Origin of the sequence: Roseisolibacter agri (assembly GCF_030159095.1) — a bacterium.
GTDB classification, from domain to species: domain Bacteria; phylum Gemmatimonadota; class Gemmatimonadetes; order Gemmatimonadales; family Gemmatimonadaceae; genus Roseisolibacter; species Roseisolibacter agri.
This window is the reverse complement of the sequence record NZ_BRXS01000006.1, coordinates 1-12,331: the sequence shown is the minus strand read 5'-3', so window position 1 is coordinate 12,331 and position 12,331 is coordinate 1. Positions and strand designations below refer to the sequence as shown.

Below are 12,331 nucleotides of genomic sequence, written 5' to 3'. Positions count from 1 at the left end.
GGGACCGCCCGGGTGGGTCTCCCGGTCATCCTTGCGGACTATCGCGACCCTCGCGTCGTCACACGCCTGGCCGGCCGCATCTCACGGAGACATCACGGATGCGCCGCCGGCGGGGCACGGTCACCCCGCCGTCCCCGCCTCGCTGCTGAGCGCCTGTCGCACGTAGCGTGCACGAGCCACGTGGACTTCGGACTCCGTCAGCGCCCGCCCTTCCAGATAGGCGAGATGTGCCGGCTGGCAGAAGATCAGGAGCTTGTTGAGAGTGTATACACTGAGGCCACTGATCAGTTTCAGTCCCACCGCGAGCCGCACGCCGCTGAGGTAGTTCATCGCCTCCTCGAACGTCAGGCTCCGTGCGTACCGCAGCGTGCCGTAGGCCCGCCACAGCTTGTCCTCCACCGTGGTCCCCGCATCGCGCAGGAGGACGCGGCGCGCCTCCTCCTCCTTCTCTATCACACGCCGTACCACCTGCGCCAGGTGGTCGATCAGCTCCTCCTCGGAGCGACCGAGCGTCGTCTGGTTCGAGATCTGGAAGAAGTTGCCCACCACCTCACTCCCCTCGCCATAGAGGCCGCGGTACGTGAGGCCGATCTGCTGCAGGCCGGCGAGCACCTTCTGGATCTCCTTCGTGAGCACCAGCCCCGGCAAATGGATCAGGACGCTGGCGCGCATCCCCGTCCCCGTGTTCGTCGGGCACGCGGTCAGGAAGCCGAACTCTCCGTGGAACGCGTACGGCACGCGGCCGCCAAGGTCCTGATCCAGCTGCTCCACCGCGCGCCACGCCGCCGGCAGCTCGAACCCGGAGCGCAGCGCCTGCAGCCGCAGATGGTCCTCCTCGTTGACCATCAGGCTCACGTCGTCGCCGAGCAGCACGGCGGCGCCGGTGCGCACGCCGGCCGGTCCGTCGAACCCCGCCAGCTCCTTGCTCACGAGGTGCCGCTCGTGCAGTAGCTGCCGGTCCAGCGTCGGCAGCTCGTCCACGCGCAGCAGCATCCCCGCCTGCAACGGGCGCAGGTGCTGCGCTGCCTCACGGATCTGCGACAGCACGCGCAGCCGCTCGCCGTCGCGCGCGCGCGGCGTGAACGCGTACCCCTCGACGTTCCGCGCCAGGCGGATGCGCGTCGAGAGCACGATGTCGGCGTGATCGCCGGAGGCGTCCAGCCATCCGACGCCGCCATCCGGCAGCAGGGAGAGGTCCAACGTCATCTCGGGTTCAGTGCGCCCACCACGCAACGTCACCGCGTGCCGCGCCGATCGGGAGTCGCCCGTTCGGGCAGGCGCGCGACACGTGCACCACCACGCGCGTCACTCGTACGTGCGCAGCCGGTCTCGCAGCTCGGCCGCGAGCTCGAACTGCTCCGCCTCCACCGCGCGGCGGAGGCGGTCCTTCAGCTGTCCCACGAGGCTCGCCTGCTCCAGCAGCTCGGGCGCCGGCGGCTCGTAGCGGCGGCCCGTGTGCCGCGAGTTGCCGTGCAGGCGCCGCAGCAGCTCGCGCAGGCTGCGCTCGAACGCGCCGTAGCAGCGCGCGCAGCCCAGGCGCCCCGACGAGCGGAAGTCGCGCGTCGTCGCGCCGCAGAAGTGACACGAGCTCTGGTCTCCCGGCACCGTCAGCGACTGCTGCTGCACGGCCTGGAGGAAGTCGCCGATCTGGCTGTGCGGCGACGCCACGCTCGTCTCCACCCCCTGCTCGGCCGCGCACTTCTCGCACAGGTGCAGCTGCGTCACCGCGCCGCTCTTCACCTGCGTGAGGTTCACGACCGCGTCCCGTTCCTTGCAATTCTCACAGAGCATCGTCACCTCGCCCGACACGGCGCGCGCTGGCCGCGCGCCGACCCGCACCCGGAAGTTGGCACGCCCGGGCGGACGGCGCCATCCGGGGCGCGCCGGCCCCGTCGGCGAGCGGCGCCGCCGCGCGGCGGGCGCTCATGCGACGCCCTCCCGCATGTCGGCGTCCACCAGCCGGGCATCCTCCAGCAGCAGCGCGCGGTCGGCGCGCTGCGCGAGCGACCGGTTGTGGGTGACGACGACCATCCCGAGCTCCATGTCGCGCGCGAGCGCCGCGAACAGGTCGTGCAGCCGCTCGGCGTTGGCGTGATCCAGGTTGCCTGACGGCTCGTCGGCCAGCAGGACCGCCGGATCCGCCGCCAGCGCGCGCGCGACCGCGGCGCGCTGCTGCTCGCCGCCCGAGAGCGCCGCCGGTCGGTGGTGCAGCCGGCCGCCGAGCCCCACGCGCTCCAGCAGGTCCGCCGCGCGCCCCTCCGCCTCCTGCGGCGTGTGGCCGGCGATGCGCAGCGGCATCATCACGTTCTCCAGCGCGCTGAACTCGCGCAGGAGGTGGTGGAACTGGAAGACGAAGCCCACCGCGTGGTTGCGCAGCGCCGCCAGCGTCTCGTCGTCGCGCCCCGCGATCGAGCGGCCGGCCAGCCACACGTCACCGCGCGTCGGGCGCTCCAGCGCGCCCAGCACGTGCAGCAGCGTGCTCTTGCCCGCCCCGCTCGCGCCGACGATCGCCACCATCTCTCCACGCCGCACCGATAGCGATACGCCGTCGAGGATGCGCAGCACCGCGCCGTCGCCGCCGCGGTACTCCTTCGTCACGTCGCGCGCCTCGAGCACGGGGGCGTCGCCCTCGCCGCTCCGCAGCGCGTCGTCCAGGGGCAGCGCGCCGCTCATTCGTGACGGATGGCTTCGAGCGGATACAGCTTCGCCGCCTGGTTGGCCGGATAGAGCGTCGCCAGCGCCGCCACGAGCACGCTCGCGCCCACCGTGATCAGCACGTCCAGCGGCTCGGTCGACACGGGCAGGTGATCGATGAAGTACACCGCGGGATCGAGCTTGATGAACTTGTAGTGCCCGAGCGCGATCGACGCGCCGAGTCCGAGCAGCATCCCGCCGACCGTCCCCACGAGGCCGATCACGAGGCCCTGCAGGAAGAAGATCCGCCGCACGCTGCGCGCGGGCAGCCCCATCGCCTTCAGGATGCCGATCTCGCGCGTCTTGTCCGTGACGACCATCGTGAGCGTGCTGACGATGTTGAACGCCGCCACCAGCACGATCAGCAGCAGGATCACGCCCATGCCGAGCTTCTCCAGCTTGAGCGCCTGGAAGAGGGAGCTGTTCTGCTCCTGCCAGTCCACCGTGCGGTACGGGAACTTGAGCGTGTCGAACAGCTCGCGCGCGACCTCGCTCGCGTGCCAGCGGTCTCGCGTGCGCACCTCGAGCCCGGTCACCGCATCGCCCAGTCCCGCCATGCGCTGCGCGTGGGGCAGCGCGACGAACAGGTAGGCGTTGTCGTACTCGAACATCCCGGTCTCCACGACGCCCGTGACCTGGAAGTTCTCGAAGATGGGCGTCGGCTCGCCGGTGAGCGGGTTGGTCGCGCCCTGCGCGCTCGTGACGATCGTGATCGAGTCGCCGGGCCAGACGTTCAGGCTCTCCGCCAGCCGCTTGCCGAGCACCGCGCCGCGCTTCTCGCCGTCGCCGGTGATGAAGCGGAAGTTGCCCATGATCGCGTGCTGGCGGATCGACGTCACGTCGGGCACGCCCGGACCCTCGGGCTCGATGCCCGCGATCTGCGCGCCGGCGTCGAAGCCGGCGCTCCCCCGCTTCCGGATCAGCCCCTGCGTCAGCACCACCGGCGCGACGGCGACGACGTTCCGGTTCGCCTTGACCTTCGCCAGCGCGTCGCGCCAGCCGTCCATCTTCAGCCCCTCGCCGAACGTGAGCACGCGGATGTCGGGGCTGCCGACGAGGATCTTGTCGCGCAGGTCGCGCTGCAGCCCGTTCATCACGCCCATGATCAGGATCAGCGCGCTCACGCCCACCATCACGCCGCCCATGGCGATCATGCTGATGAGCGAGAGCAGGCTCGAGCCGCGGCGGCTGCGCAGGTAGCGCCACGCGATCGCCAGCTCCAGGCGCGCCAGCGACCGCGCCGGCGCCGGCACCGCCGGCGTCCGCACGCGCGGGCGCGGCGCGGTCACGGTGGTCATGGCCAGGTCACTCCGGGCGCATGAGCGGGAAGAGGATCGCGTCGCGGATGTGCGCCGTGTCGGTGAGGTACATGAAGAGCCGGTCCATGCCGATGCCCACGCCGCCCGTCGGCGGCATGCCGTACTCCATCGCGCGCAGGTAGTCCTCGTCCACCTCGACCGCCTCCTCGTCGCCGGCCGCCTTCAGGCGGGCCTGCGCCTCGAACCGGCGGCGCTGGTCGATCGGGTCGTTCAGCTCGCTGAACGCGTTGGCCAGCTCGCGCCCCTTGGCGAACAGCTCGAAGCGCTCCGTCAGCCCCGGCGCGCCGCGCTTCGGCTTCGCCAGCGGCGACAGCTCGACCGGGTAGTCGATGACGAAGGTCGGCGTGTCGATCTTCCGCTCCACCAGCGCCTGGAACATCTCGTCGAGCACCTTCGGGCGGCTCAGCGTGCCGACCTTTTCAACCCCGACCCGCTCGGCCGCGTTCCGCAGCGCCGCGTCGTCCATGCTCATCACGTCGCCGCCGAAGCCGCGGTTCAGCGACCCCACCCACTCGATGCGCGGGAACGGCGGCGTGAGCGCGGGCACGTGCGTCGCCATGCCGGGCACGGCGCGGATCGCGTCCGCCACGGTCACGAGGAGCCGCTCGACCCGGTCCATCATGACCGTGTAGTCGGCGTACGCCTCGTAGAACTCGAGCATCGTGAACTCGGGGTTGTGTGTCCGGTCGATCCCCTCGTTCCGGAAGTCGTGCCCGATCTCGTACACGCGGTCGAAGCCGCCCACGATCAGCCGCTTGAGATACAGCTCGTCGGCGATGCGCAGGTAGAGCGGCATGTCGAGCGCGTTGTGGTGCGTCGTGAACGGCCGCGCCGCCGCACCGCCGTACAGCGGCTGCAGGACGGGCGTCTCGACCTCCAGGTAGCCCAGCCCGTCCAGGTAGCCGCGGACGGCCGAGATCATCCGGGTGCGCGCGACGAACTTCTGGCGGATCTCCGGATGCACCGCGAGGTCCGCGTAGCGCTGGCGGTAGCGCTGCTCGGGATCGCTGAAGCCCGAGTAGCGGACCGTCTGCCCATCGACGACCTGCTCCTTGCCGAACGGCAGCGGACGCAGCGACTTGGCGAGCAGCTGCACCTTCTCCGCGCGCACCGTCACCTCGCCCGCGCGCGTACGGAAGCACGGCCCCTCGATGCCCACGACGTCGCCGATGTCGACCAGCGACTTCAGCACGTCGAACTGCTCGTCGCCCAGGACGTCCTTGCGGAAGTAGCACTGCAGGCGACCCGCGGCATCCGCGAGATGCGCGAACGCGGTCTTCCCCTGCGAGCGCCACGACACGAGACGCCCGGCGAGGCGCACGACCGGGCCTTCCGGCTCGGGCGGCGGCACGTCGTTCGGCTGGTCGGCGCCGACCGCGCGCGCGTCTTCCTCGATCGCGGTGAATGCGGCGATCGCCTGCGTCGTCTCGTGCGTACGGTCGTAGCTGTAGGCGAACGGCTCGATGCCGCGCGCCTCGAGCGCGGCGAGCTTCTCCCGCCGCGCGCGCAGGACGAAGTTCAGCTCCTCGGCGTCGCCCGCCGGTCGCTCGGTCTCGCTCACGCCGCCCTCCCCGACGAGCCGCCGGCCCCGTGCTCCTTCAGGTACGCTTCGATGAACGGGTCGATCGCGCCGTCCATCACCTTCTGGACGTCGGGGATCTTCAGCTCGGTGCGGTGGTCGTTCACCATCGTGTAGGGCTGGAACACGTAGCTGCGGATCTGGCTCCCGAAGCTGACGTCGCTCTTGGTGGCGTCGATCGCGGCCTTCGCGGCGAGCTGCTTCTCCAGCTCGATGTTGTACAGCTTGTTCTTCAGCATCTTCATCGCGGTCGCGCGGTTCTTGAACTGCGACCGCTCCTGCTGGGACGACACCACCACGCCCGATGGCGTGTGGCGCAGGCGCACCGCGGACGACGTCTTGTTGACGTGCTGGCCGCCGGCGCCGCTCGCGCGGAAGACCTCCATCACGATGTCCTCGTCGCGCACCTCGATGTTGATGTCCGTGTCCACCACCGGATACACGAACACCGAGGCGAAGCTCGTGTGACGCCGCGCCTGCGCGTCGAACGGCGAGATGCGCACGAGACGGTGCACGCCCGTCTCCGCGCGCAGGAAGCCGAACGCGTACTGGCCCTTGATCTCCAGCACGGCGCCCTTGATGCCGGCCTCCTCGCCCTCGGACAGGTCGAGGATCTCGATCTCGAAGCCACGGCGCTCGGCCCAGCGCGTGTACATGCGCATCAGCATCTGCGCCCAGTCCTGCGCCTCCGTGCCGCCGGCGCCGGCGCTGATCTCGACCTGCGCGTCCCGGTGGTCGTCGGGACCCTGGAGCAGCGACTTCAGCTCGAACGAGCGGAGCTCGTCCTCGGCCGCGTCGATCTCGCGCTCGACCTCGGACTCCATGTCCGGGTCCGGCTCCACCTCCAGCAGCTCGCGCATCTCGCGCGCGCCGTCCACGCGCGCCGCCAGCGTGTCGAACGGCTCCAGCCAGCTGCGCAGCGTCTTCACCTGCTGCACGATGTCCTGCGCGCGCTCCTGGTTGTCCCAGAAGCCCGGCTCGCTCATCCGCGCTTCGTGCTGCTCCAGCTGGTCCCGCTTGCCGTCGACGTCAAAGATACCTCCGCAGCTCGGCGACCCGTTCGGTCTGCCTGTCGAGCTGCCGCACGCGCTCCATGTCCATCGCGGGCGATCCTCTGGGGTTCGTGAAGGGGCGTGGCGTCCGGGTCCGATCGGTCGGACCGCCGGGAGCGCACGCACACCGGCGCCACGTGTGCCACCGGGCCGCCCTCCCGCGGAGGGCGGCCCGGTGGACCGGTCGCCAGGTGTCCGAATTATAGCAGGACCGGCCGGCGCGCGCGTGCGGGCGCGACGCGGCCGCCCCGTGCGTCCTAGAACACCTTGCGCCCGCCGGCGAGCAGGTCGTTCAGCGCATCCTGGAAGTGCGGCGTCGACTCCGCCAGCGGCGCGCCCACCTGCTCCACGTACTCCTCCCAGCTCTTCCGGATCTCGTCGCGGAACAGCTGCTTGAGCGTCCCGGCGCGCAGCCCTTCCTCGCGCTTCTGCGGGTGGTAGGCGATCAGATCCGACACGAGCGCGCGCGCCAGGCGGCGCGCCTTCTGGTTCGGGTCGTTCGACAGGTACGGATTCACCGGCCGGCGCGTGGGCGCCTCCGCGGGAGCGGCAGCCGGCGCGGGCGTCGGGGGCGGCTCCGGCGCGGGTGCAGGTGCAGGTGCAGGTGCAGGTGCGGCGGCCGCCACGGCCGGCATCGCGGGCGGCGTCGGCATCGCGGGGGCGCTCGGCGCGCCGAACTCCGGGGCCGCGGGCGCGGTGAACCGCTGTGCGGGCACCGCCGCCGGGGAGCCCCAGATCGAGGCGTCCTTCGCCGGTTCGGGCAGCGGGTTGGCCGGCGGCTCGTGCCGCGGCACCGGGCGCTCGGGCGCGCTCGGCGCGGAAACGCTCGGCATGGCCGCGGCGGGGGTCGGGATCGCCGGCGCGGGCATCTGCGGCGTGCGGCGACGGTCGACCTCCGCGGCGGCGTGGACGGCGCGCGGCCGCGCCTCGGGCGCCACCGGGAAGATGCCGCCGCAGACGGAGCAGCGCGCGCGGACGCCGCCGGCCGGCACCTTCGCCGGGTCCACGCGGAAGATCGACCGGCACTCCGGGCAGGTGACGTTCATCCCTCGTCTCCAGAACGTGGGCCGCCCTCGGCCTGCGCGTCCGTCCGTCGATCGACGGCGTACAGCGACCCGGGCTGCGCCTTGGCGTAGGTCTTCATCTCCGAAGCCAGACGGCTGATCTGCGTCGCCTCGGTGTAGCGGCGGCGCTCGTTGGTGGCGATGCCGATCGAGAGCGACATCAGGGGCACGCGGTGCAGCTGACCGCGGCGGTCCTTCCCGAAGTAGTACCCGGCGCGGCGGTCCGCCTCCGAGTACTGGTAGGGCGTCAGCAGCTCGAACGTCTCGACGATGATGTCGCAGACCGGCGCGACGTCGTCCAGCGGCACGATGAACAGGAAGTCGTCGCCGCCGATGTGGCCCACGAAGCCCGCCTCGCCCGATACGCCCTTGACGGCGTCGTGGAGGATGCGCGCGACCATGCGGATCACGCGGTCGCCCTCGTTGTAGCCGTACCGGTCGTTGAACTCCTTGAAGTGATCGAGGTCGGCGTAGCACGCGGCGAAGCGTTCCTCCGCCCCGAGTCGGCGCCCCAGCTCGGCCTCGATCTCCGGCGTGCCGGGCAGCCGCGTCGTCGGGTGCACGCCCACGTCGCGCGCGGCGCGCCGCAGCAGCGCGTCCAGACGCGCCTCGACCTCCCACGCGGCCGCATCGGACCGCAGCACCTCGTCGGCGCCGTACGCGAACGCCTCCCGCGCGGCGAGCGCGTCGTCCACCACGACCGCAACCGGTACGATCCCGGTGAACGAGTCGGCCTTCACACGCCGGCACGCGGCGGCCGCCTCCGCGGCGCCCCCGCCCCGTCCGTCGACGATGATCGCTTCGGGCCGAACGCGCAGCGCGTCATCGAGCACCTGGTCCGCCGCCGTGTAGCGCACGCGACGGAGCGCCTGTGCTCCGATCCAGCGGGCGACCTCGGTCGGCAGAGGCGCGGCCGTCGCGACCGCCAGGACGACCAGGTGGCCGGTCCGGACCGTCCGCACGCGCGCTCCCTCGATCGCGGCTCCACCGCGCGGCTCGGACGGCGCCCCCGACGACGCGTCCGGCGCGTCGTCGAGCATCGTGTCCGGCGGCAGTCGATGGGGCACGGCGCTCACTGAGGCGGTCGTGTCAGGAGACGGGATGGGCGCGACGGCAACCGCCGGCGCGGCCGCGCGGGCGGTGGTCATGAACGACGATCGGCGCTCCGGCCAGGAAACGGAAGGGTACGAAGCGCGCCGCCACGGTCGGTCAGCGCCGCGGACGGCCCAGCCCCGGGAGGCGCTCCCACGGGACCGTTGCGGAGAGCTCCGACGGCCCGCTCGGCCCGAGGCGTCGCACGCGCAGCGTCACGAACGCGTCGACGAGGCTCAGCATCCGGTTCGCGATCAGCACGCCCATCGCGTTCGTGGCTGCCCGGTCGGCGCTGTTCTGCCGCTTGATCGTCAGCCGGTACTCGCCGAGCAGGTTCTGGCGGTCGCGCCAGCTCCAGAGATAGGCGTCGCCGTAGGCGTGCTGCCGGTAGTAGGCCAGCGCACGCTGGTACGCCGGGTCCGTCGTCGGAAGCGACGCGTTGCCGCCGAAGTACAGCTGGCGCGCGCGCGTCCAGACCGAGCCGTTGTACGTGCTGTCCGTCGTCTCGGGATCGAGCTCGCCGCCCGGCACGACGTCGAAGCGTCCACTGCCGACGAAATCGGGATTCTCGAGGCGCTCGTAGTAGTCCCAGTCGCCGTCCGGACACGGGGCGGCGCACGGCTGCCGCGCGATGTCGCGCGCGATGCGCCGGTACTCGCCGCGCGCGCGCCGCGCATCCCGGCGCGACTCGGCGAACTGCAGCCACGTGTACAGCTCGAGCGCCGCGTATCCCGCCGCGCGCGTCTGGCGCATGACCGCCTGCCCGGAGCCGGGCAGCACCGCCGACGCCACCGGCGTCCACCAGGGCACGGAGCGACGCAGCGTGTCGGCCAGCACCCGCGATGCAACATGGCGGGCGGAGTCGGCGTCGTGCGCGGGCGCGGCAGGTCGCGCCAGTCCGGCCATCTGCGCACGCTGCGCGGCCGCACGGCTGGAGGCCAGCGCGACGAGCATGCTCGCGGCGAGTACGAGTCGACGAGCGCGCATGTCGGAATCAGAACAGGTAGCGCAGCGCCACGTACGTCGGCGGGTCGCCGACCTCCACCGAGAACCCGCTCAGCTGACGCGCGACGTCGAAGCCCAGGCGCTTCCCCTGGTAGCCGAATCCCACGCTCGGCCCACTGTCGCCCGTGCGTTGCACCCAGCCGCCCCGCAGCGCGATCATGCTGCGGAACGTCCCCTCGGCCCCGAGATGCACCGCCGGGTCCGCGCCGCCTGCGCCAAGGCCGTTCACGAAGTCCGCGGAGACGCGCAGGCGTGCATCCTTCACGCGCCGCGCGAGCGCGGTGACGTCGTAGCGCGCGCCCACCGCGAGCTGCGTCGGCAGGGGATCCGCCTGATCGGCATCCTTGGTCTGCAGCCGCAGCCCGAGATGGCGAACCGCAGCGCCCACCGCGATCGGGACGCGCTTCCGGAAGTCGTACTGCGCGCCGAGATCGACCATGCTGGTCGTACCGCGCACCGGCTCGTCCTCCACGGGGGCTCCCGGCACGGTGCACGTCCCGCTGCAGTCGTAGCGCATCTGGATCACGCGGTACGTCAGACCGAACGAGAAGTCGTGCGCGACGGTGCTGGCGTAGCTCGCGGCGGCCGAGACGCTGCGCACGTACGCGGTGCCGATCTGGTTCCCGAAGTCGTCGGTCGCCGGCGTCTCCGCGAGGTTCACCAGGTATCCCGACGCCGCGAACGTCCCCAGACGGCGCGACGGCAGCACGACGCCCAGCAGGTCGCGCCGCGCGAAGAAGTCCTGGCCGTGCAGGAGCGCGATCTCGCGCGACGTCGCGAAGCCGAGGCCCGCCGGATTCGTGAGCTGGCTCTCGGTGCCGAACTGCCCCGCGACGGCCGCGCCGCCGATGCCGACGGTGCGCGCGCCGAGTGGGAGCACGAGGGACTGCGCGCCCGCCTCGTTGATCGACTGCGCGTCCGCAACGCGTGTGGCGCCCGCGAGCGTCAGCAGCGCGAGCGCGCGCCGGGCGCGCGTCGTCACGACCTCAGAGCGGCGAGGCCTCATCCACGAGCATGATCGGGATGTCCTCGCGCACCGGATAGCGAAGCGCGCAGTGCCGGCAGACGAGGGACGCCTCGGACTCGCGGTACTCGAGCTCTCCCTTGCACTTCGGGCAGACCAGGATGGCCAGCAGTTGTGGGGCGAGGCTCATGCGTCGGAGTCCGGCGGCAGGTGGTATCCGAGCCGGCGCAGGGCGCGCTGGTCGCGACGCCAGTTCGGAAGGACCTTCACCCACAGGTCGAGGTAGACCTGCGTCTCGAGCAGCGACTCGATCTTGGCGCGCGCGGCGCGGCCGATCTCGCGGATGCGCGCCCCCTTGGCTCCGATCAGGATGCGCTTCTGGCTGTCTCGCTCGACGTGCAGGACCGCCCGAATGTACACCGGCGACCGGCTCTCCCGGAACTCCTCGATCTCGCAGGCCACGCTGTACGGCACCTCGTCGTCCAGCTGCTCGAGCGCGGTCTCGCGCACCAGCTCCGCGGCGAAGAAGCGCAGCGTCTGCGTGCTGATCTCGTCGTCGGGATAGAGGAACGGGCTCTCCGGCAGGCGCGCGGCGGCGGCATCCAGCAGCGCATCGACGCCGTGGCCGTCGAGCGCGGAGACGAGCGCCGCATCCGGAAAGCGGGCCTGGAGCCCCGCGCGCTGCTCGGCGGACAGGGCGTCGACCTTGTTCAACACCAGCAGCACGGGTGCGCGCGGCCGCTCCGCGGCACTCAGGCCCGCGACGTCTTCGAGCGGCGCGGGCTCGCCCTCGGTCGCGTCGACCAGGTAGAGCACGACGTCGGCGTCGCGCAGCGCGGTCATCGCGGTGCCGCGCATGGCGGCGTGCAGCGCGTAGCGCGGCTCCAGCAGGCCGGGCGTGTCGAGAACCACCATCTGCGTGTCGTCCGTGCTGCGGATGCCCACGACGCGATCGCGCGTGGACTGCGGCTTCGGGCTCGTGATGGCGAGCTTCTGGCCGACGATGCGGTTCAGCAGCGTGGACTTCCCGGCGTTCGGCTTGCCGACGACGGTGACGATCCCGGCGCGTGGCATGCGGGGCTGGGCGTGGGGGCGGAGGACGTGCAACGGATGGACGGTGGCCGCCGCGGCGCGCGACGACGTCCGAGCCGACCGAAACAAAGTCGGATGGGGTGCAAACACGAAGCCCCCGCGTCACGGATGACGCGGGGGCTTCGGAATGAGGTGCCGGCGACGGCCTACTCTCCCGCGCTCTCTCGAGCGGAGTACCATCGGCGCTGTCAGGCTTAACGACCGTGTTCGGGATGGGAACGGGTGTGGCCCTGACGCTCTAGTCGCCAGCGAAACTGGCAAACGATGTGGAAGTGATGAGAATCGGAATCTGAACACGCAGAGTGGCGTGTCGTATTGCGGCTTCTCTCGAAGCGTCTACCCCTATGGGGGAGTAGTCAAGCCGCACGGGCGATTAGGAGCGCTACGCTTGGAAGCCATTGCTGGCCGTCCACGGGCGCCCTATCGACGGAGTGGTCTCCTCCGGCCCTTCAGGGGGCTCAAGGCCCCGG

The 12,331-nt window shown here is 71.6% G+C and carries 12 protein-coding genes and 2 rRNA genes; all 14 read right to left on the bottom strand.

The window, feature by feature from the left end; genetic code table 11:
- Positions 1 to 120 precede the first annotated feature (120 nt).
- Positions 121 to 1,200 (bottom strand): protein arginine kinase, encoded by a 1,080-nt coding sequence (locus tag rosag_RS18385; RefSeq protein WP_284351632.1) that lies wholly within the window; start codon positions 1,198 to 1,200, stop codon positions 121 to 123.
- A 105-nt stretch (positions 1,201 to 1,305) separates the two neighbouring features.
- Positions 1,306 to 1,791, bottom strand: a complete 486-nt coding sequence (locus rosag_RS18380) for a UvrB/UvrC motif-containing protein (protein WP_284351631.1) — start codon at positions 1,789 to 1,791, stop codon at positions 1,306 to 1,308.
- Positions 1,792 to 1,923: 132 nt separating this feature from the next.
- Positions 1,924 to 2,673: an ABC transporter ATP-binding protein gene (locus rosag_RS18375; RefSeq protein WP_284351630.1), complete on the bottom strand. Its 750-nt coding sequence runs from the start codon at positions 2,671 to 2,673 to the stop codon at positions 1,924 to 1,926.
- Positions 2,670 to 3,992, bottom strand: a complete 1,323-nt coding sequence (locus rosag_RS18370; protein ID WP_284351629.1) for an ABC transporter permease — start codon at positions 3,990 to 3,992, stop codon at positions 2,670 to 2,672. Before rosag_RS18370 ends, rosag_RS18375 begins: the two co-directional genes overlap by 4 nt.
- Positions 3,993 to 3,999: 7 nt before the next feature.
- The gene (gene lysS / locus rosag_RS18365; protein WP_284351628.1) at positions 4,000 to 5,574 is read right to left on the bottom strand and encodes a lysine--tRNA ligase; all 1,575 of its coding nucleotides are present in this window, start codon (positions 5,572 to 5,574) and stop codon (positions 4,000 to 4,002) included.
- A protein-coding gene (gene prfB, locus rosag_RS18360; RefSeq protein WP_425607520.1) for a peptide chain release factor 2 occupies positions 5,571 to 6,693 on the bottom strand; the annotation gives its coding sequence in 2 pieces (ribosomal slippage) (positions 5,571 to 6,623 and positions 6,625 to 6,693; 1,122 coding nt in all). Before prfB ends, lysS begins: the two co-directional genes overlap by 4 nt.
- A gap of 208 nt (positions 6,694 to 6,901) precedes the next feature.
- Entirely contained in the window at positions 6,902 to 7,690 is a 789-nt protein-coding gene (locus rosag_RS18355; protein ID WP_284351626.1) for a zinc-ribbon domain-containing protein, read from the bottom strand.
- On the bottom strand, positions 7,687 to 8,775 hold the full coding sequence (locus rosag_RS18350) for a GGDEF domain-containing protein (protein WP_284351625.1): 1,089 nt from the start codon (positions 8,773 to 8,775) through the stop codon (positions 7,687 to 7,689). Before rosag_RS18350 ends, rosag_RS18355 begins: the two co-directional genes overlap by 4 nt.
- Before the next feature lie 142 nt (positions 8,776 to 8,917).
- The gene (locus rosag_RS18345) at positions 8,918 to 9,787 is read right to left on the bottom strand and encodes a hypothetical protein (RefSeq protein WP_284351624.1); all 870 of its coding nucleotides are present in this window, start codon (positions 9,785 to 9,787) and stop codon (positions 8,918 to 8,920) included.
- 7 nt (positions 9,788 to 9,794) lie between these two features.
- Positions 9,795 to 10,787: a PorV/PorQ family protein gene (locus rosag_RS18340; protein WP_284351623.1), complete on the bottom strand. Its 993-nt coding sequence runs from the start codon at positions 10,785 to 10,787 to the stop codon at positions 9,795 to 9,797.
- 4 nt (positions 10,788 to 10,791) lie between these two features.
- Positions 10,792 to 10,959 carry a Trm112 family protein gene (locus tag rosag_RS18335; RefSeq protein ID WP_284351622.1) on the bottom strand — a complete coding sequence of 56 codons (168 nt, stop codon included), beginning with the start codon at positions 10,957 to 10,959 and terminating at the stop codon, positions 10,792 to 10,794.
- Complete coding sequence (gene era / locus rosag_RS18330) at positions 10,956 to 11,843, bottom strand: GTPase Era (protein ID WP_284351621.1); 888 nt, start codon at positions 11,841 to 11,843, stop codon at positions 10,956 to 10,958. The genes rosag_RS18335 and era overlap by 4 nt, the downstream gene beginning before the upstream one ends.
- A gap of 151 nt (positions 11,844 to 11,994) precedes the next feature.
- Positions 11,995 to 12,111: ribosomal RNA gene (rrf, locus tag rosag_RS18325) — 5S ribosomal RNA — on the bottom strand.
- A gap of 102 nt (positions 12,112 to 12,213) precedes the next feature.
- Positions 12,214 to 12,331: ribosomal RNA gene (locus rosag_RS18320) — 23S ribosomal RNA — on the bottom strand; the annotation flags it as partial.